Genomic DNA, 19,400 nt, shown 5'->3' with positions numbered 1-19,400 from the left:
AGTTTCAGCCAGTCGAAGTAAAGACCTCACCTGACAGAAACGGCGGCAATCTCATGGGATAGCCAAAACACTGGCAGAGCTTTATCGCTCAGCCAGTGTTTGCACGGATCCACATTGAACACTGCACACTTCGCGTTGCAGGTTTTACCTGACGGACAACCACCTTCCCGGGCAGACTATTCTTGCTTGCAACAAGACTTGTTTGAATCAGCAAGTCTTCGCAGAGATTACTCTTCGCTGAATAAGTCGCCGCCGTGCATGTCGATCATTTCTAATGCTTTACCACCGCCACGGGCGACGCAGGTCAGTGGATCTTCTGCGACAACAACAGGAATACCCGTTTCTTCCATCAGCAGGCGATCAAGGTTACGCAGTAATGCGCCACCGCCGGTCAGCACCATGCCGCGCTCGGAGATGTCGGAAGCCAGTTCTGGCGGACACTGTTCCAGTGCAACCATCACCGCGCTGACGATACCGGTTAGCGGCTCTTGCAATGCTTCGAGAATTTCGTTGGAGTTCAGCGTGAAACCACGTGGAACACCTTCAGCCAGGTTACGACCGCGCACTTCGATTTCGTGCACTTCATCACCCGGATAGGCAGAACCGATGCTGTGCTTGATACGCTCAGCCGTTGCTTCACCGATCAGTGAACCATAATTACGGCGTACGTAATTAATGATAGCTTCGTCGAAACGATCGCCACCGATACGTACAGAAGAGGAATACACCACGCCGTTCAGGGAGATCACGGCAACTTCTGTGGTACCACCACCGATATCCACCACCATTGAACCGGTCGCTTCGGATACCGGCAGGCCTGCACCGATTGCCGCAGCCATCGGTTCTTCAATCAGGAACACTTCACGCGCGCCTGCACCTTGTGCAGATTCACGGATAGCACGGCGTTCAACCTGAGTTGCGCCGACTGGCACACACACCAGTACACGCGGGCTTGGGCGCATGAAGCTGTTGCTGTGAACTTGCTTGATGAAGTGTTGCAGCATTTTCTCAGTCACGAAAAAGTCAGCGATAACGCCGTCTTTCATTGGACGAATAGCGGCAATATTGCCAGGAGTACGACCCAGCATCTGTTTCGCGTCGTGACCAACAGCAGCAACGCTTTTAGGTGAACCAGCACGATCCTGACGAATAGCCACAACTGATGGCTCATTCAGCACGATGCCTTGTCCTTTTACATAAATGAGGGTATTGGCGGTACCCAGGTCGATGGACAAGTCGTTGGAAAACATGCCACGAAATTTCTTAAACATAACGAAGGGATAATCCTGCTAGCTGGGGGCGAAAAATAAAATCCGCCTACTTTACCAACCACGCGAAGCAGCGACAAGGCGCAAAAACGTCCTGCTTCCGTGAAAATTGTCCGTGATGTCGCCATTCACTTGCGGTGACTTTTTGAGGCTGATGGCACTGCGAAATAATTCTGTCTCGCAGGCTCGGTTTACCTCGGGCAGGCACCCAGGCGAAGTAGCAACACCACACATAAATTCTTACACTTTTACCAACATCTTCCATCCATCTGCGGTCTGAGTACAAACACCGGAAACCAGACAAGGGCGTAGGTCAAAAGCTGGCTCATTCTACGTTAAATAATGCATTAACGGTCACTTAAACATCGCGGTTGTGTGAATATTTTTTACCGACCGGTTCAACAGGCTCCGGACCGGCAAAAAAATCGCCCTGCCCGCCGTGGATCCCGCTTTTCAGCAGGACAGCCCACTCCTCTTTTGTGCGCACGCCAGAGGCAAATACCAGCGCCTGAGTCCCTTCGCACGCACTGAGTAAGCTTTGTACAAAGAGCTGATTTTCAACCCTTTTATCAATATCACGCACTAACCCCGGGTGAAGCTTAACTCTCTCCACCGGGAAAGTTTTCAGATAGGAGGTGCTGACCACCGTCAGTCCGGCTTGCGAAACGGCCAGACGACAGCCCAAACCCTGTAACAATCTGATCGCAGGACGCAGGCGGTCGGTATGTTGACAGAGATCCGCCTCAGCAAGTTCAATCAAAATTCGATTTCGTTGTGTTCTTTCGCACTGCAGCAAGGTATCGCGCAGCCAGCGAACAAATGAGCGCTGCAATAATGAATCAACCGTCAGGTGAAATGCTAACGTTTCATCCGGCCAACGGTTAAGTAACGGAATAATCTGACTTAACATGACCCGGTCAAAGCTTTGCGACAACCCGAACTGAACCACCAGCGGGATAAACTCCGCAGCCAGCAGTTCCTGCTCGCCGTCGAAGACACGCCGCTGCACCTCACGGTGATCCGGTTTGTTGTCCCGGGTGAAAGCGGGCTTCTGATAAAGACGCGGGCCGCCGCGCGCCAGCGTATTTTCCAGCAGGGTCCGCCAGCGCACACTGCCGCGACCTTTTTCCGGCACATTTTTATCATAGATAAACCAGCTGTTACTGCCCTGGAACGCCGCATGTCGCGTCGCCTGCTCGGCCATGTCCATCACCTGATCCGGCGTCTGACCGAAACGGTAGGCGCTGATACCGATGTACATCAGCGCATCGCGGTCAATTAGCGACGAGGTCGGCAGGACGCCGAGCGCATTGACTAATTGTGAGGCCATCACTTCCGCTTCCTTTAAGGTGCGGTGTGGCAACAGCACGGCAAAATCACTGTGGAAATAACGTGCCAGCAGCGCATCAACATGGCGCATCACGAACGTCGATAACAAATTCACCATCGCCGAACGCAGTTCTTCGACCACTGCCTGACCGTGCGTTTCGCGCATGGTGTCGAAATCCGGCAAGCGCAGTAACATCAGCACACCGTGCGCACCCTTTTCTTCCAGCTGCGTCGCAAGCTGATTATCAAAGAACAAGCGGTTACTGAGGCCGGTTTGCGCGTCCTGCTGAGCATAAGCACGGATCAAGGTATCCACGCGGCTGCGCTGCTCACGTGCTTCATTCAGATCCCCCAGCAGACGATCTATCGCACTGCTGGCAGAATGCGGCCATTCGCCCACATGACCGGACAGCCCTTCCCGTTCGCCGCGTAATATTCTGACCGCGCGGTCTTCCAGCTTTTCCACACCGTCCGTTTCCTGACGTAACCAGCGAAAACTGAGCAGCAGCATAGCGAGCATGACCAGAATGGCGATCCCAATCGTGAACGTAGAACGCAGGGAGCGGATGTAACTGCTGACAGGATCAACATAGGAAATGTGCAGCGACATGGCGTGGTTGTGCATCAGCGGGATAATGGCAGTGTCATATTCCGGCATCACGCTGTCCCACGAGCGGTGTACATCCGGACGCTCGTGGTATTCAAAAACGGTGGTGTTATCAAGTTTGACTTCGATATCCGTGACATCAAGCATACGCATAGCCTGAGGCATCCAGCGTTGGGCATCTGCGGGGGGATGCGTCAGCAATGCCTGATCATAAGTCGTGGCAAGTGCCTGAAGATGTTGTTCGGTATCTTGTTTGTTCAGATAGATAAAGCTGAAAGTGACGCCAAGCAACATCAGTAACATTGCCAGCGCAACTAACATCGTCATCAGTGCCGATAGTCTGGTAGTAAATCGCATCCCTGTGCCTTACTCGCTACGGTGAGGGGGAAACAAACCCTTTCTCTGAGCTTGCCACGAAAAAACGCCGCTACTATAAAACAGAAAAATGCGATGAAAGGAGAAATTTTCGAAAGAGTCATTCGCATACATTCATAGCATAGCAACACAAAAACCAATCAATTCGTAATTCTTATATAAATGGTAAGCGCCTCCTCAATGTCTGCGGCAAAATGCGCTTTTTTAGCGTGATATCTCGCAAAGCGTCCGGTTTCACGCCATGCTTTGTTTATAACCATAAAAATGAATCACGAAAATGAGAATGCCGGAGAAGGCTATGTTCAAACCCCGCAAACTAACCGAAGCAGACGTCACACCCGAAAGTATTTTTTATGACCGGCGCAAAGTTTTACAGGCACTGGGGATCAGTGCCGCGGCACTCGCTGTTCCCCAAAATGCACGCGCAGATATCCTTTCCTGGTTCAAAGGCCATGACCGCCCTGCCGCGCCCGCCGGTAAACCGCTGGATTTCACCAAACCCGCTGCTTATCAAAATGACCTGACACTGACCCCCGAGGACAAAGTTTCCGGCTACAACAATTTCTATGAATTCGGGCTGGATAAAGCTGATCCGGCCGCCAACGCCGGGCAACTGGTTACCTCGCCGTGGAAATTAACAATAGAAGGCGAAGTTGCTAAACCGATGACGCTGGATATGGATGACATCATGAAGCGCTTCCCGCTTGAGCAACGTATTTACCGGATGCGTTGCGTCGAAGCCTGGTCGATGGTGGTGCCGTGGATCGGTTTTCAGCTGAGTGAGATTCTCAAACTTGCCGAACCGACCAGCAAAGCGCGTTATGTCGCGTTTACTACCTTATATGACCCGGAACATATGCCGGGGCAGAAAGACCGGTTTATCGGCGGTGGACTGAATTACCCGTACGTTGAAGGATTGCGTATAGATGAAGCGATGAACCCGCTGGCGATGATGACGGTCGGCGTTTATGGCAAAGCACTTCCGCCGCAAAACGGCGCGCCCATCCGCCTGACCATTCCGTGGAAGTACGGTTTCAAAGGCATCAAATCCATCGTGAACATCAAATTTACTCAAGATGAGCCGCCGACAACCTGGAACCAGATTGCCTCCAACGAATACGGGTTTTACGCCAACGTGAACCCGCATGTGGATCACCCGCGCTGGTCGCAGGCAACGGAACGGTTTATCGGTTCCGGCGGCTTACTCGACGTGCAACGCCAGCCGACATTGCTGTTCAATGGTTATGCCGGGCAGGTAGCATCGATGTATCACGGTATGGATTTACGTAAGTTCTATTAAGGAAGAGGCGGTTCAGTTATGCGTCGTTTAAGCCCTGCCAATATTACCGGGTTGAAAGTGATCATCTATCTTTGCGCCATTTTGCCTTTTTTCTGGATTGTGCTTTCGATTAATCAGGGCGGGTTCAGTGCCGATCCCGCCAAAGATATTCAGCATTTTACCGGTAGGATGACTCTGAAATTTTTGCTGGTGACATTACTGGTCACGCCCGTCGCACGCTATGGCAAACAGCCATTACTGATCCGCACGCGCCGTTTGCTGGGGTTGTGGTGTTTTGCGTGGGGAACCTTGCATCTTCTCAGCTATTCATTCCTGGAGCTTGGGATCAACAATATCCGCCTGCTGGGAAGTGAACTGATATCGCGCCCGTATCTCACCCTCGGTATCATCTGCTGGATCCTGCTGCAGGCACTGGCCTGCACCTCCACCGTGTGGGCACAACGCAAAATGGGATCAACCTGGCAAAAGTTGCACAACTTCATTTATCTCATCGCCATACTTGCGCCGATCCACTACCTTTGGTCGGTAAAAGTGCTGTCGCCACAACCGGTGATTTACGCAATACTTGCCGTCATCTTGCTGGCATTCCGTTATAAAAAATTCCGCCAGTGGCTGCGATAAGCCGTGGAACTTTTGGCCCGGTTGCCCCTCATAATTTCGACAATTGCACCCACGTTGACCGGCCGAGGGTTGATTATCTTCGCTGATAAGACCAGTATTTAGCTGCGAATTGCCACGATATCATTATAATGCCCGACCTCATGCCGAAGAGACGGGCCGATTTGCCGCGAAATAGGTGACAAACCGGTGACATCAGGGTATTTTCTACAATCTTTGTCTAATTGCCGGAGATAGGCTCACAATGGCGCATAAGTTTGACATTTTGCTACTGAACGGTCCTAACCTGAATTTGTTAGGCACCCGTGAGCCTGAAACGTACGGACACACCACGCTCAACGATATTGTTAAAGGTTTGGAAGTGCAGGCTGCTGCTGCTGATGTAGCACTGAGCCATCTGCAATCCAATGCAGAACATGTCCTGATTGAACGTATTCATCAGGCACGCGGAAATGTCGATTTCATCCTGATCAATCCCGCGGCCTTTACCCATACCAGCGTGGCGCTGCGCGATGCATTACTGGGGGTGTCGATTCCGTTTATCGAGATCCATCTGTCGAATGTACATGCCCGCGAAGCGTTCCGGCACCATTCCTATCTTTCCGACATCGCAGTGGGCGTTATTTGCGGACTTGGCGCAGATGGCTACCACTTTGCATTACAGGCAGCGGTTAACCGCTTGTCAAAAACCCACTAATTTCTACGCAAAAAGAGTACGGAATCACACCCATGGATATTCGTAAAATTAAAAAACTGATCGAACTGGTTGAAGAATCAGGCATTTCTGAACTGGAAATTTCTGAAGGCGAAGAATCAGTACGTATCAGCCGTGCTGCACCTGCGCAGGCTTATCCTATGATGCAACAGGCTTACGCTATGCCTGTACAACAACAGCCAGGTCTGGCTGCTGCGGTTGCGCCAGCAGCTGCGCCTGCAGAAGCAGCTCCGGCTGCAATCAGTGGCCATATCGTTCGCTCACCGATGGTAGGCACCTTCTACCGTACGCCAAGCCCGGACGCTAAAGCCTTCATCGAAGTGGGTCAGAAAGTGAACGCCGGCGATACCCTGTGTATCGTTGAAGCGATGAAAATGATGAACCAAATCGAAGCAGACAAATCCGGTGTTGTTAAAGCAATTCTGGTAGAAAGCGGCCAACCGGTTGAATTCGACGAGCCGCTGGTCGTCATCGAATAACGAGGCGTACCATGGTAGATAAAATTGTTATCGCGAACCGCGGCGAGATTGCTCTGCGTATTTTGCGTGCCTGTAAAGAAATGGGCATCAAAACCGTTGCTGTGCACTCTACCGCTGACCGTGACCTGAAACACGTGCTGCTGGCAGACGAAACCGTCTGTATCGGTCCTGCACCTTCAGTAAAAAGCTATCTGAACATCCCTGCCATCATCGCTGCGGCGGAAATCACTGGCGCGGTGGCTATCCACCCGGGCTACGGTTTCCTGTCCGAGAATGCTGATTTTGCAGAGCAGGTTGAGCGTTCTGGTTTTATCTTCATCGGCCCGAAAGCTGAAACTATCCGCCTGATGGGTGACAAAGTTTCTGCGATCCAGGCGATGAAAGCGGCTGGCGTACCTTGTGTACCTGGCTCTGACGGCCCGCTGGGCGATGACATGGATCAAAACCGTGCCTTCGCAAAACGTATCGGCTATCCGGTCATCATCAAAGCTTCTGGCGGCGGCGGTGGTCGTGGTATGCGTGTTGTACGCGGCGACAAAGACCTCGAACAGTCCATCAACATGACCCGTGCGGAAGCTAAAGCAGCTTTCAACAACGACATGGTTTACATGGAAAAATACCTGGAAAATCCACGTCACGTGGAAATTCAGGTACTGGCTGATGGTCAGGGCAACGCCGTTTATCTGGCTGAACGTGACTGCTCCATGCAGCGTCGTCACCAGAAAGTCGTTGAAGAAGCGCCAGCACCGGGCATCACGGAAGATCTTCGTCGTTTCATCGGCGAACGTTGTGCCAAAGCCTGTGTGGATATTGGCTACCGTGGCGCAGGTACTTTCGAGTTCCTGTATGAAAACGGCGAGTTCTTCTTCATCGAAATGAACACCCGTATCCAGGTTGAGCATCCGGTTACCGAGATGATCACCGGTGTGGATTTGATCAAAGAGCAGCTGCGCATTGCGTCCGGCCAGCCACTGTCGATCAAACAAAGCGAAGTGAAAGTCAAAGGCCATGCGGTGGAATGCCGCATTAACGCGGAAGACCCTAACACCTTCCTGCCAAGCCCAGGCAAAATCACCCGTTTCCACGCACCTGGCGGCTTCGGTGTTCGTTGGGAATCGCACATTTACGCAGGCTACACAGTGCCTCCGTACTACGATTCCATGATCGGTAAACTGATCACTTACGGTGAAACCCGTGAAGTGGCCATTGCCCGCATGAAAAATGCGCTGGCAGAACTGATCATCGACGGCATCAAAACCAACATTGAACTGCAAATGCGCATTATGGACGACGAGAATTTCCAGCATGGTGGCACTAACATCCACTATCTTGAGAAAAAACTCGGTTTGCAGGAAAAATAAAAAAGACCGTACCGTTGCGTACTCTCTTATCAAGGCCGGATATTCCGGCCTTTTTTACGTTTTGAGGGGAGACAAGTAAATGGCGTTGGACAAACGTTTCTTACAAGCCAACCGTGAAGCCCGATGGGCTTTTGGGCTGACGATTGCTTATCTGCTGGCATGGAGTTTTGCCGCCTATATTCCTGACGATAAACAGGGCATCACCGGCCTGCCGCACTGGTTCGAAATGGCCTGTCTGCTGGTACCGCTGATATTCGTTCTTTTAAGCTGGCTGATGGTTCGCGTGATTTACCGCGATATTCCGCTGGAGGACAGTCATGCAGACTGAAGTCTTATTGCCACTGATTGCCTATTTGCTGCTGGTTTTCGGGTTGTCTGTTTATGCATATACCCGCCGCGAGCAGGGCAACTTCCTGACTGAATATTTCCTCGGCAACCGCTCCATGGGCGGCTTCGTGCTGGCCATGACCCTGACCGCCACCTACATCAGTGCCAGTTCCTTTATCGGCGGCCCCGGTGCCGCCTACAAATTTGGCCTTGGCTGGGTATTGCTGGCAATGATTCAGTTGCCTGCCGTCTGGCTTTCACTCGGCGTACTGGGTAAAAAATTCGCCATTCTGGCGCGCCGCTATAATGCGGTCACGCTGAACGACATGCTGTTTGCCCGCTACCAGAGCCGTCTGCTGGTCTGGCTGGCAAGCCTGAGTCTGCTGGTGGCATTTCTGGGCGCGATGACCGTTCAGTTCATCGGTGGTGCACGCCTGCTGGAAACAGCAGCCGGTATTCCTTACGACACCGGACTGCTGATTTTCGGCATCAGCATCGCGCTGTATACCGCGTTTGGCGGCTTTCGTGCCAGCGTGCTCAATGACGCCATGCAGGGACTGGTGATGCTGCTCGGCACCATTTTACTCCTGATCGCTGTCATTCACGCGGCGGGTGGCCTGCACAGTGCGGTGGATAAGCTCCAGCAAATCGACCCGAAACTGGTATCCGTGCATGGCGGGGATGACGTCCTTTCACTGCCGTTTATGGCTTCTTTCTGGGTTTTGGTGTGCTTTGGCGTGATTGGCCTGCCGCATACCGCCGTGCGCTGTATTTCCTACAAAGACAGCAAAGCGGTACACCGTGGCATTGTGCTCGGCACTATCGTGGTCGCCATTTTGATGCTTGGTATGCATCTGGCGGGTGCGCTGGGGCGTGCCATTTTACCTGATCTGAAAATTCCCGATCAGGTGATCCCGACGCTGATGATCACCGTGCTGCCGCCCTACGCCGCCGGGATTTTCCTCGCGGCACCGATGGCCGCCATTATGTCGACCATCAACGCGCAGCTTTTGCAATCATCTGCGACTATCGTTAAAGACTTGTACCTCGGTATTAAACCGGAACAACTGGCTAACGAGCGCAAGTTAAAACGCTTCTCAAGCTGGGCCACCTTTATACTGGGATTACTGGTCTTACTGGCCGCATGGCGTCCGCCGGAAATGATTATCTGGCTGAACCTGCTGGCGTTTGGCGGGCTGGAAGCGGTGTTCCTGTGGCCGCTGGTGCTCGGTTTGTACTGGGAGCGGGCGAACGCCACGGGCGCACTGAGCTCAATGATTGTTGGCGCGGTTTGTTATACCCTGCTCGCCAGTATTGACCTGCATATTGCCGGTCTGCATCCGATTGTGCCGTCGCTGTTGCTGAGCCTGCTGGCGTTTTATACCGGCAATAAGTTTGGTAAACAGCCACGCGAAAACGTACTCAAGCCGTCCTGAACAGGCGGCACTGATTTTACAGATTGTTAAGAAGAGAATGGCTATGCCTTGGATCCAACTGAAAATTAATACCACCGGTAACGACGCGGAAACGCTGAGCGACGCGCTTATCGAAAGTGGCGCCGTGTCCGTAACGTTCCAGGACACCCACGATAATCCGGTCTTCGAACCGCTGCCGGGCGAAACCCTGCTGTGGGGTGATACCGACGCCATCGGCCTGTACGATGCGGAAACCGACATGGACGAAGTGATCGTCATGCTGGAGAACGAACCTCTGCTGGGCAAAGGTTTCGTGCACAAAATCGAACAACTGGAAGACAAAGACTGGGAACGCGAATGGATGGATAACTTCCACCCGATGCGTTTTGGCGAACGTCTGTGGATTTGCCCGAGCTGGCGCGATGTGCCGGATCCGAATGCCGTGAACGTGATGCTGGATCCGGGACTGGCGTTTGGTACCGGCACCCACCCGACCACCGCGATGTGTCTGCAATGGCTCGACAGTCTGGATCTGACCGATAAAACCGTGATCGACTTCGGTTGCGGTTCCGGCATTCTGGCGATCGCCGCGCTGAAGCTGGGTGCAAAACACGTGGTTGGGATCGACATCGATCCGCAGGCAATTCAGGCCAGCCGCGATAACGCCGAACGTAACGGCGTATCAGAGCGTCTGTCGCTTTATCTGCCGAAAGACCAGCCTGATAACCTGTCAGCCGACGTGGTGGTCGCCAATATTCTCGCAGGCCCTCTGCGCGAACTGGCGCCACTGATCAGCGTGCTGCCGGTAGCAGGTGGCCATCTGGGGCTTTCCGGCGTACTGGCCAGCCAGGCGCAAAGCGTAGCGGATGCCTATAAAGACCAATTCGAACTGGATCCGGTGGCCGAGAAAGAAGAATGGTGCCGTATAACCGGTGTTAAAAAAGCCTGATGTCAGCCTTCCGCTTTTTCTGTTTGTGCAGAAAGAGCGGGTTTTCCCCCAAAATCCTTTTCCGGCCTTTTCCCGTATTTCTCCTGCCGCCTAAACCCCTTACACTTCGCAAGGTTTATTACTCAGCAAATGAAAGGGATAACTCTTGAAAGGAACAATATTGTCTGCCGCGCTGGCTGCACTTACGCTGTCAGTTTCTGCACAACCCGCCTTCGCAAACGAAACGCCACATTGGTCATATGATGGCGACGCCGCCCCGCAAAACTGGTCAAAACTCAGCCCTGACTTCCATCTGTGCGAGCAGGGCAAAGCACAGTCGCCTATCGATATCAAAGAGGCGTTAGAGGTGCACCCTCGCCCGCTTAAACTCAGCTATCAGTTACCGCCGGTGAATGTCATTAATAACGGCCACAGCGTGCAGGTGAATGTTCAGCAGGGTGATTTTGCCACGCTGGACGGGGATAAATTCGTCCTCCAGCAATTCCACTTCCACTCTCCGAGCGAAAATACCCTCAACGGTAAATCTTTCCCGATGGAGGCGCATTTTGTTCATATGGATGCTGACGGTGAAATTGCGGTGATTGCCGTAATGTTTGAAACCGGCAAAGCTAATGCCGAGCTGGAAAAAATCTGGCAACAGATGCCGGAAAAAGCGGGCGAATCTGTCACGCTGAAAGAGAAAGTCAGTCTTGATGGCCTGCTGCCCACCGATCTGACGCATTATCGTTTCAGCGGATCGCTGACTACGCCACCTTGTACAGAAGGCGTTCGCTGGCTGGTCGTTAAACAACCTCAGACGCTGTCTGAGGCGCAGTTGAAGAAATTCCAGCATGCGATGCATCATGCGAACAATCGCCCGGTACAAGGACTGCATGGCCGCGTGGTAGTGGCAGAGTAATTCCGTACTGCAGATTAAGGTGCAGAATCTGTTTCTGCATCTATTTGTCTTGTTTGTTCACCTTTCTGAAAATGAGTCACTTTTTAACCAAAAGACGATCTGCATCACAGAATTTTGTGGTTGTTGCTGCTTAAAACGTCAGATCTCCCCTTAGAATCAACTGTTATAACCGGATGATTCAGAGAGTTATTAGGAATTTGCCCAAGCGCACAATTTGACCGAAGTCACATAACTCAATGTAAAACCACGATAAAAAAACAAATTGTCATGAACTTCAGCGCTGACAAGGCATTTTCTTATCAAATTGCTCAAAGTTTGGCCTTTCATATCGCAGCGAAAATGCGTAATATACGCGCCCTTGCGGACATCAGTATGGTCATTCCTAGTTCATGCGCATCGGACACCACCAGCTTACAAATTGCCTGATTGCGGCCCCGATGGCCGGTATCACTGACCGACCATTTCGTGCCTTATGTCATGCGATGGGGGCTGGAATGGCAGTATCTGAAATGCTCTCCTCCAATCCGGAGGTGTGGCGGACGGATAAGTCACGTTTGCGCATGGTACATAACGATGAACCGGGGATCCGCGCCGTGCAAATTGCCGGTTGCGACCCCGAAGATATGGCGGCTGCTGCACGAATTAACGTGGAAAGCGGTGCGCAAATCATTGATATCAATATGGGCTGCCCGGCCAAGAAAGTGAACCGCAAACTGGCAGGTTCTGCATTGTTGCAGTATCCGGATTTGGTGAAACAAATCCTGACTGCCGTTGTTAAGGCGGTAGATGTGCCAGTCACGTTGAAAATTCGTACTGGTTGGGCACCGGAACACCGTAACTGTGTACAAATTGCCCAATTGGCTGAAGACTGTGGAATTCAGGCCCTGACTATTCATGGCCGAACCCGTGCCTGTCTCTTCAATGGAGAAGCAGAGTACGACAGTATTCGGACAGTTAAGCAGAGTGTTTCCATTCCGATTATCGCGAATGGCGACATAACTGACCCGCATAAAGCCAGAGCGGTGCTCGACTACACCGGAGCTGATGCTCTGATGATAGGACGTGCCGCTCAGGGGAGACCCTGGATCTTCCGGGAAATCCAGCATTATCTGGACACAGGGGAGCTGTTACCTCCACCTCCTATGGGTGAGGTTCAGCGCTTGTTAATAGGGCACGTACGGGAATTGCACGACTTTTACGGTCAAGGCAAGGGATTCCGTATCGCCCGTAAGCACGTTTCCTGGTATCTCCAGGAGCATGCCCCAAATGACCAGTTTCGGCGCTCCTTCAACGCCATAGAGGATGCCAGCGAACAGCTGGAGGCGTTGGAAGCATATTTCGAAAATCTTGCGTAACAAAAAAGAGCTGACAGAACTATGTTCGAACAACGCGTGAATTCTGACGTACTGACCGTTTCTACCGTTAATTCTCAGGATCAGGTAACCCAAAAACCCCTGCGTGACTCGGTAAAACAAGCACTTAAGGGCTATTTTGCTCAATTGAATGGTCAGGACGTGAATGACCTGTATGAGTTGGTATTGGCTGAAGTTGAACAGCCACTGTTAGACATGGTGATGCAGTATACCCGTGGCAACCAGACTCGTGCGGCCCTGATGATGGGTATCAACCGCGGTACGCTGCGTAAGAAATTGAAAAAATACGGCATGAACTGATACTAATCAGTCGATGTCTTAAAAAGGCGCTTTTCCGCAAGGGGAGCGCCTTTTTGTTTTCTGCTTTGCCCGTAGACCTTTACCCCAAAATCTGCGCAAAACCTAACCCAGATCAACCCAAATGAGAATAATTATCTCCTGCATTCAGCGATTAAGCACTACCTTAGACGGACAATAAAACGTCTCCGGGAGTCACTCTGATGAAGCAACTTTATCTTCGTTTTACCGCAGCACTGAACAAACCTGATCTGGCGATTTTGCTGTTACGGATCACCTATGGACTGCTGATTTTTCACGGCTGGCATAAGCTGCATGACGGTCTGGGCGGTATTCAGGGCATGCTGGCAGGCTATGGTATTCCGGCATTTGTCGCCTACGGCGTGATCATCGGCGAAGTGATCGCCCCGATTATGATGATGCTGGGGATTTTCACCCGACTCGCCGCGCTGTCTGCCGCAGCGACAATGATTGTTGCGTGGATGATGGTCGGTATCCATCACACCTTTGCACTCACCCCGGTCGGTGCCTGGGCGATTGAAGATATCGTCTATTACTTCATGGCAGCCGTCGTGATCGCGCTGTATGGCAGTGGACGGTACTCTGTAATGAGCAACCCGCTGTATCGCTGATATTCCCTTTCAGCATGTTTCGCCAGCGGAGCATGCTGAAATATCATGTGGTGGATATCGCGACGTCTGAATGCTAATGCCTTCTTTCCGTAGTGTTTTCATTTTATTGTCTAAACCCACACGTAAATAAACAGTAAAGAGTGCGTTTATCGGACAATTACCCTCTGCGGTTAGATCACACGACATGTTATACTCACGGCAAGAGTCGAATTCGCCCCGCTCAACGCCTACGGACAGCCCTTCAGCTTCGCGATCCCGCCTTTTAATTGTGTCTTGATAAAGTAAAAGTGAGTCAATATATGTGCTTTCGGAAACGTTTACACCCGCACGTTGTCCCACTCTTTAACAGACAATTCGTATCGCGACTGAGCTAACCCCTGACGCGTTACCCCGGTTTTTTATGCAGATGATTGGGCTTTTATGAATTCTCCTCGCTTTCGCGCATCATTTTTACATCCACGTTACTGGCTGACCTGGTTTGGCCTTGGCGTATTGTTCCTGCTGGTTCAGCTTCCTTATCCGGTGTTAAACCGTCTCGGCATCTGGCTGGGCCGGACGTCCATGCGTTTCCTGAAACGTCGTGTGTCGATAACGCGCCGTAACCTGCAATTGTGCTTCCCGGATCTCCCCGCTGATCAGGTCGAAGCGCGCATCATCAGCAACTTTGAATCCCTTGGCATGGGCCTGCTGGAAACCGGCATGGCCTGGTTCTGGTCGGATGCCCGTGTTAAACGCTGGTTTGACGTCAGCGGCCTGCACAACCTGAAAAAGGCGCAGGAAAACAAACAGGGCGTGCTGGTGATTGGCGTGCATTTTATGTCGCTGGAATTAGGCGGCCGCGCGATGGGCTTATGTCAGCCGATGATGGCGATGTATCGCCCGCACAATAATAAAGCGATGGAATTTGTGCAGACCTGGGGTCGTATGCGGTCTAACAAGGCGATGCTCGATCGCAAAGATTTACGCGGTATGGTTCACGCGCTTAAAAAAGGCGAAGCTGTCTGGTTTGCGCCGGATCAGGATTACGGCCCGCGTGGCAGCGTATTTGCGCCACTGTTTGCTGTCGATCAGGCCGCAACTACCAGCGGAACCTTTATGCTGGCGCGTCTGGCAAAACCTGCGCTGGTGACCGTTGTGCTGGTACGTAAAGCAGGCGGTACGGGTTATGAACTGGTTATCCAGCCCCAGTTGCAGGATTACCCGATCGACGATGAAATGGCGGCAGCAGCCTACATGAATCGCGTGATCGAAAAAGAAATTATGCGTGCGCCGGATCAGTATCTCTGGCTGCATCGCCGCTTTAAAACCCGCCCGGCGGGTGCGCCTTCGCTTTATCGATAAGCGCCAGAGGCCATAAAACAGTAGCCCGATGCCACCGCGTCGGGCTTTTTTCATTCATTGCATCCAATAAGAGATCTGTAATCTTTATGGCTAAAAAACCCGACGCGACACCTTCTATCTTTGACCATCTCAAAGATGATGACAGCTTTGACCTTTGGGGGCGCTCAGGCCTCAGTTCTGCGCTCAACAAAGCCAAACCTAAAACGCCGGACAATGACCAGATTGCGGCGGCGCGTAAACTGATCAAAGGCAGTAAAGATCAGGCCAAATAAGTCACTCTATTTTCTCCGCTGCACTGATAATGTCCCCTGTTTTAAATCCCGTCATGCCAACATATCTCTCAGAACGCCTGGTCTGAGAGATTTACTCATCGTTTTGCCTCATTTTTTTTCCAAATATGAATGCACATTTCACTTCGCTGCAAACAGCGCGATCTGCACTCCAATATTGAAATATTCCGCACTCATTTAACGCAGCCACATTGACCGCGCACTGAAACGGGGCAATAAATTTTATACGCCTCGTCAATGTTACTGTGCAATTCCTCTACATGACTTGATTGATGGGGCGTTTTTCATGTTGGCACTCCCTTTGCAAAGACAGGTGCAGAGGGCGTTGCCCCATAAACAGACAGGGTGCTCCGGCACTTACACAATAATAATTTCAGTTTTGTCTCACAGGACGCTTTATGAAAAAAATATTGCTCTCAACACTGATTGCCGCAGCAAGCTTCGTGACACTGGCTGGTCAGGCTCATGCAGGTACCACTCTGGATGCCGTTAAAAAGAAAGGATTTGTTCAATGCGGTATCAGCGACGGCCTGCCAGGCTTCTCTTACGCTGACTCCAAAGGCAAATTCACCGGTATCGACGTTGACGTCTGCCGTGCGGTGGCTGCTGCCGTGTTTGGTGATGCTGAGAAAGTGAAATATACCCCGCTGACTGCCAAAGAGCGTTTCACCGCGCTGCAGTCTGGCGAAGTGGACATCCTGTCACGTAACACGACCTGGACCTCTTCCCGCGATGCGGGCATGGGCATGATTTTCGCCGGCGTAAACTACTACGACGGTATCGGCTTCCTGACTCACCAGAAAGCGGGCCTGAAAAGCGCGAAAGAACTCGATGGCGCAACGGTCTGTCTGCAGGCCGGTACGGATACTGAGCTGAACGTGGCTGACTACTTCAAAGCCAACAAAATGACTTACACCCCGGTCACCTTCGACCGCTCGGACGAAAGTGCGAAAGCGCTGGACTCAGGTCGTTGTGACACCCTGGCCTCTGACCAGTCTCAGTTGTACGCACTGCGTATCAAACTCGGCAAACCAGACGAATTCATCGTTCTGCCGGAAGTGATTTCTAAAGAACCTCTGGGTCCGGTAGTTCGTCGTGGTGACGAAGACTGGCTGGCGATCGTCCGCTGGTCACTGTTCGCGATGCTGAACGCTGAAGAAATGGGCGTAACCTCTCAGAACGTGGATAAGCTGGCGGCTAACCCGACGACACCTGATATGAGCAACCTGCTGGGCAAAACCGGGACTTACGGTGCTGACCTGAAAGTGCCTAATGACTGGGTAGTAAAAATCGTTAAACAGGTCGGCAACTACGGCGAAAGCTTTGAACGCAATGTCGGTCAGGGCAGCGAGCTGAAAATCAAACGTGGCCAGAACGCATTGTGGAATAAAGGCGGGATCCAATACGCGCCTCCAGTTCGCTAAATATCCTTTCTTCATGAAGTTGAAAAGTGTTTAAGGATGTTGATGCACCGGTCGTTCCCCGGTGCATCACTTCCCGGTGAAAGATTGCTAAAGGCCATTGACTATGTCGCAACGCCCAACCGAAAAAGGTTCGTTATCGCTGACCAACCCAGCCGTACGAGCCTGGATTTACCAAATTTTCGCGGTGGTGTTGCTGGTAGCCTGTTTGGGTTACCTGCTCCACAACACCATTACCAATCTGACTACACGAGGGATCACCTCGGGATTTGCGTTTCTTGAAAAAGGTGCCGGTTTCGGCATTGTTCAGCATCTTATTGATTACCAGGAAGGTGACACCTACGCCCGCGTATTTGTTATCGGTCTGCTGAATACGCTGCTGGTTTCCGCGCTGTGTATCGTTTTTGCCTCGATTCTCGGGTTCATTATCGGCTTAGGACGCCTTTCCGATAACTGGCTGATTCGCAAAGTCTCGACGGTATATATCGAGACGTTCCGTAACATTCCCCCGCTGCTGCAAATCTTCTTCTGGTATTTCGCCGTACTGCGTAACCTGCCGGGACCGCGTCAGAGTCTGAATGCTTTTGACCTGGCTTTCGTCAGTAACCGTGGCCTGTATCTGCCATCACCGGAACTGGCACCGGGTAGTCTGGCGGGCTTTATCGCCGTGCTGCTGGCGATTTTTGGCATCATCGCGCTGCAACGCTACAACCATTTCCGCCAGATCCACACCGGCCGGATCTGGCATATCTGGCCGTGGGCGATTGTGATGCTGGTTGTCTTTCCGGCGCTGGCGCACCTGATTTTCGGGCCTGCGCTGCACTGGGACGTGCCTGCGCTACGCGGGTTCAACTTCCGTGGCGGCATGGTGCTGATCCCGGAACTGGCGGCGTTAACGCTGGCATTATCGGTCTATACCTCAACGTTTATCGCCGAAGTGATCCGATCCGGCATTCAGTCTGTCTCACACGGTCAGCATGAAGCCGCCCGTTCGTTAGGATTGCCGAATCCTGTCACGTTGCGTCAGGTGATTTTGCCGCAGGCCATGCGGGTGATCATTCCACCGCTGACCAGCCAGTATCTCAATATCGTGAAAAACTCCTCTCTGGCGGCTGCAATTGGCTATCCGGATATGGTGTCGCTGTTCGCCGGTACCGTGCTCAATCAGACCGGTCAGGCAATTGAAACCATTGCTATTACGATGTCGGTGTACCTGATCATCAGCCTGGCAATTTCCTTCCTGATGAACATTTACAACCGGCGTATCGCGCTGGTCGAGCGTTAAGGGAATCCCATGACAATGACAACACTTCCTCCGGGAGTCAGAGCCGTGAAACCCGGAACGCCACTCGGAACGGCCGTGCTCTGGGCGCGTAAAAATTTGTTCTCCAGTTGGTTTAACAGCCTGCTGACGCTGTTCTGTTTATGGCTGATGTGGCTGCTGATCCCTCCGCTGTTGAACTGGGTGATTTTCCAGGCCAACTGGGTTGGCACGGCGCGCACTGACTGCACCAAAGCTGGCGCGTGCTGGGTGTTTATCCACGCACGTTTCGGCCAGTTCATGTACGGGCTGTATCCGTTCGATCAACGCTGGCGCATCAACGTCACACTGATCGTCGGTCTGCTGACCCTTGCACCGATCTTCTTTAAAGCCATGCCACGCCGCGGACGTTATATCGCCTGCTGGATGGTGCTCTTCCCGATTTTCACCTGGATCATGCTGTACGGCGGTTTCCTGGGGTTGAGTCGCGTCGAAACCCGTCAGTGGGGTGGCCTGACACTGACGCTGATCATTGCCGCTGTCGGCATTGCCGGTGCGTTACCGCTGGGCATTATGCTGGCGCTGGCACGGCGTTCAAGCCTGCCTGTCGTGCGTATTCTGTCGGTGATTTTCATCGAGTTCTGGCGCGGCGTGCCGCTTATCACCGTGCTGTTCATGTCCTCGGTGATGCTGCCGCTGTTTATGACCGAAGGGACGAGTATCGACAAACTGGTGCGTGCGCTGGTGGGTGTGGTGCTGTTCCAGTCGGCGTATGTCGCGGAAGTGGTGCGCGGCGGGTTACAGGCGCTGCCGAAAGGCCAGACGGAGGCCGCCGAATCACTGGCGCTCGGCTACTGGAAAACGCAAGGCTTAGTCATTCTGCCGCAGGCATTGAAAATGGTGATACCGGGTCTGGTCAACACTATTATCGCGCTGTTTAAGGACACCAGTCTGGTGATCATCATCGGCCTGTTTGATTTGTTCAGCAGCGTCCAGCAAGCCACCGTCGATCCTGAATGGCTGGGCATGTCAACCGAAGGCTACGTCTTCGCCGCCGCCGTCTACTGGATTTTCTGTTTTAGCATGTCGCGTTATAGCCAGCATTTGGAAAGACGCTTTCACACCGGACGTTCCGCACACTGAG

Annotated in this window: 19 protein-coding genes; 17 read left to right on the top strand and 2 right to left on the bottom strand. The window is 52.3% G+C overall.

The annotated features are described in order from the left end of the window. Window positions 1-227 precede the first annotated feature (227 nt). Entirely contained in the window at window positions 228-1,271 is a 1,044-nt protein-coding gene (gene mreB / locus ABIC79_RS07775; protein WP_013577291.1) for a rod shape-determining protein MreB, read from the bottom strand. A 355-nt stretch (window positions 1,272-1,626) separates the two neighbouring features. Then, window positions 1,627-3,561, bottom strand: a complete 1,935-nt coding sequence (csrD, locus tag ABIC79_RS07770) for an RNase E specificity factor CsrD (protein ID WP_112151056.1) — start codon at window positions 3,559-3,561, stop codon at window positions 1,627-1,629. A 316-nt stretch (window positions 3,562-3,877) separates the two neighbouring features. Between csrD and msrP the strand changes: the two genes are divergently transcribed. From msrP to ABIC79_RS07685, 17 genes are all read left to right on the top strand, one after another. After that, on the top strand, window positions 3,878-4,879 hold the full coding sequence (gene msrP, locus ABIC79_RS07765) for a protein-methionine-sulfoxide reductase catalytic subunit MsrP (RefSeq protein WP_013577293.1): 1,002 nt from the start codon (window positions 3,878-3,880) through the stop codon (window positions 4,877-4,879). An 18-nt stretch (window positions 4,880-4,897) separates the two neighbouring features. Continuing rightward, window positions 4,898-5,500, top strand: a complete 603-nt coding sequence (gene msrQ, locus ABIC79_RS07760; RefSeq protein WP_126125232.1) for a protein-methionine-sulfoxide reductase heme-binding subunit MsrQ — start codon at window positions 4,898-4,900, stop codon at window positions 5,498-5,500. Window positions 5,501-5,741: 241 nt separating this feature from the next. Then, a complete protein-coding gene (gene aroQ, locus ABIC79_RS07755; RefSeq protein ID WP_013577295.1) occupies window positions 5,742-6,194 on the top strand; it encodes a type II 3-dehydroquinate dehydratase in 453 nt (150 codons plus the stop codon). A 32-nt stretch (window positions 6,195-6,226) separates the two neighbouring features. Then, window positions 6,227-6,691, top strand: a complete 465-nt coding sequence (accB, locus tag ABIC79_RS07750) for an acetyl-CoA carboxylase biotin carboxyl carrier protein (RefSeq protein WP_013577296.1) — start codon at window positions 6,227-6,229, stop codon at window positions 6,689-6,691. Between the two features lie 11 nt (window positions 6,692-6,702). Further along, window positions 6,703-8,052 (top strand): acetyl-CoA carboxylase biotin carboxylase subunit, encoded by a 1,350-nt coding sequence (gene accC, locus ABIC79_RS07745; protein ID WP_013577297.1) that lies wholly within the window; start codon window positions 6,703-6,705, stop codon window positions 8,050-8,052. An 85-nt stretch (window positions 8,053-8,137) separates the two neighbouring features. Further along, window positions 8,138-8,380, top strand: a complete 243-nt coding sequence (locus ABIC79_RS07740) for a YhdT family protein (RefSeq protein WP_015690529.1) — start codon at window positions 8,138-8,140, stop codon at window positions 8,378-8,380. Beyond that, window positions 8,370-9,815, top strand: coding sequence for a sodium/pantothenate symporter (gene panF / locus ABIC79_RS07735; protein WP_015690530.1), 1,446 nt, complete (start codon window positions 8,370-8,372; stop codon window positions 9,813-9,815). Before ABIC79_RS07740 ends, panF begins: the two co-directional genes overlap by 11 nt. 43 nt (window positions 9,816-9,858) lie before the next feature. Then, window positions 9,859-10,743: a 50S ribosomal protein L11 methyltransferase gene (gene prmA, locus ABIC79_RS07730; protein ID WP_013577300.1), complete on the top strand. Its 885-nt coding sequence runs from the start codon at window positions 9,859-9,861 to the stop codon at window positions 10,741-10,743. 145 nt (window positions 10,744-10,888) lie between these two features. Continuing rightward, the gene (locus ABIC79_RS07725; protein WP_223510135.1) at window positions 10,889-11,641 is read left to right on the top strand and encodes a carbonic anhydrase; all 753 of its coding nucleotides are present in this window, start codon (window positions 10,889-10,891) and stop codon (window positions 11,639-11,641) included. Between the two features lie 389 nt (window positions 11,642-12,030). Continuing rightward, window positions 12,031-12,996, top strand: coding sequence for a tRNA dihydrouridine synthase DusB (gene dusB, locus ABIC79_RS07720; RefSeq protein WP_013577302.1), 966 nt, complete (start codon window positions 12,031-12,033; stop codon window positions 12,994-12,996). Between the two features lie 21 nt (window positions 12,997-13,017). Next, entirely contained in the window at window positions 13,018-13,314 is a 297-nt protein-coding gene (gene fis, locus ABIC79_RS07715; RefSeq protein ID WP_004097144.1) for a DNA-binding transcriptional regulator Fis, read from the top strand. Window positions 13,315-13,511: 197 nt separating this feature from the next. After that, window positions 13,512-13,943: a DoxX family protein gene (locus ABIC79_RS07710; RefSeq protein ID WP_370447499.1), complete on the top strand. Its 432-nt coding sequence runs from the start codon at window positions 13,512-13,514 to the stop codon at window positions 13,941-13,943. A 420-nt stretch (window positions 13,944-14,363) separates the two neighbouring features. Then, complete coding sequence (gene lpxP / locus ABIC79_RS07705) at window positions 14,364-15,284, top strand: kdo(2)-lipid IV(A) palmitoleoyltransferase (protein WP_013577304.1); 921 nt, start codon at window positions 14,364-14,366, stop codon at window positions 15,282-15,284. A gap of 86 nt (window positions 15,285-15,370) precedes the next feature. Then, window positions 15,371-15,556 carry a hypothetical protein gene (locus tag ABIC79_RS07700; protein WP_013577305.1) on the top strand — a complete coding sequence of 62 codons (186 nt, stop codon included), beginning with the start codon at window positions 15,371-15,373 and terminating at the stop codon, window positions 15,554-15,556. A 416-nt stretch (window positions 15,557-15,972) separates the two neighbouring features. Beyond that, on the top strand, window positions 15,973-16,998 hold the full coding sequence (locus ABIC79_RS07695) for an amino acid ABC transporter substrate-binding protein (protein WP_013577306.1): 1,026 nt from the start codon (window positions 15,973-15,975) through the stop codon (window positions 16,996-16,998). A gap of 103 nt (window positions 16,999-17,101) precedes the next feature. Further along, entirely contained in the window at window positions 17,102-18,280 is a 1,179-nt protein-coding gene (locus ABIC79_RS07690) for an amino acid ABC transporter permease (protein ID WP_013577307.1), read from the top strand. 9 nt (window positions 18,281-18,289) lie between these two features. Then, the gene (locus tag ABIC79_RS07685; RefSeq protein ID WP_041673173.1) at window positions 18,290-19,399 is read left to right on the top strand and encodes an amino acid ABC transporter permease; all 1,110 of its coding nucleotides are present in this window, start codon (window positions 18,290-18,292) and stop codon (window positions 19,397-19,399) included. Window position 19,400 lies beyond the last annotated feature (1 nt).

It is taken from the genome of Rahnella sp. 2050, assembly GCF_040544515.1.
GTDB classification, from domain to species: domain Bacteria; phylum Pseudomonadota; class Gammaproteobacteria; order Enterobacterales; family Enterobacteriaceae; genus Rahnella; species Rahnella aceris.
The sequence above is the reverse complement of the archived record's forward strand: the minus strand, read 5'-3'. Positions and strand labels throughout refer to the sequence as shown.

Bases quoted from the DNA above. Each gene is read 5' to 3' on its own strand.
- panF (WP_015690530.1), top strand. From the start codon at position 8,370: ATGCAGACTGAAGTCTTATTGCCACTGATTGCCTATTTGCTGCTGGTT.
- ABIC79_RS07695 (WP_013577306.1), top strand. From the start codon at position 15,973: ATGAAAAAAATATTGCTCTCAACACTGATTGCCGCAGCAAGCTTCGTG.
- dusB (WP_013577302.1), top strand. From the start codon at position 12,031: ATGCGCATCGGACACCACCAGCTTACAAATTGCCTGATTGCGGCCCCG.
- lpxP (WP_013577304.1), top strand. From the start codon at position 14,364: ATGAATTCTCCTCGCTTTCGCGCATCATTTTTACATCCACGTTACTGG.
- fis (WP_004097144.1), top strand. From the start codon at position 13,018: ATGTTCGAACAACGCGTGAATTCTGACGTACTGACCGTTTCTACCGTT.
- ABIC79_RS07685 (WP_041673173.1), top strand. From the start codon at position 18,290: ATGACAATGACAACACTTCCTCCGGGAGTCAGAGCCGTGAAACCCGGA.
- msrQ (WP_126125232.1), top strand. From the start codon at position 4,898: ATGCGTCGTTTAAGCCCTGCCAATATTACCGGGTTGAAAGTGATCATC.
- msrP (WP_013577293.1), top strand. From the start codon at position 3,878: ATGTTCAAACCCCGCAAACTAACCGAAGCAGACGTCACACCCGAAAGT.
- mreB (WP_013577291.1), bottom strand. From the start codon at position 1,271: ATGTTTAAGAAATTTCGTGGCATGTTTTCCAACGACTTGTCCATCGAC.
- aroQ (WP_013577295.1), top strand. From the start codon at position 5,742: ATGGCGCATAAGTTTGACATTTTGCTACTGAACGGTCCTAACCTGAAT.
- accB (WP_013577296.1), top strand. From the start codon at position 6,227: ATGGATATTCGTAAAATTAAAAAACTGATCGAACTGGTTGAAGAATCA.
- accC (WP_013577297.1), top strand. From the start codon at position 6,703: ATGGTAGATAAAATTGTTATCGCGAACCGCGGCGAGATTGCTCTGCGT.
- ABIC79_RS07690 (WP_013577307.1), top strand. From the start codon at position 17,102: ATGTCGCAACGCCCAACCGAAAAAGGTTCGTTATCGCTGACCAACCCA.
- csrD (WP_112151056.1), bottom strand. From the start codon at position 3,561: ATGCGATTTACTACCAGACTATCGGCACTGATGACGATGTTAGTTGCG.
- prmA (WP_013577300.1), top strand. From the start codon at position 9,859: ATGCCTTGGATCCAACTGAAAATTAATACCACCGGTAACGACGCGGAA.
- ABIC79_RS07700 (WP_013577305.1), top strand. From the start codon at position 15,371: ATGGCTAAAAAACCCGACGCGACACCTTCTATCTTTGACCATCTCAAA.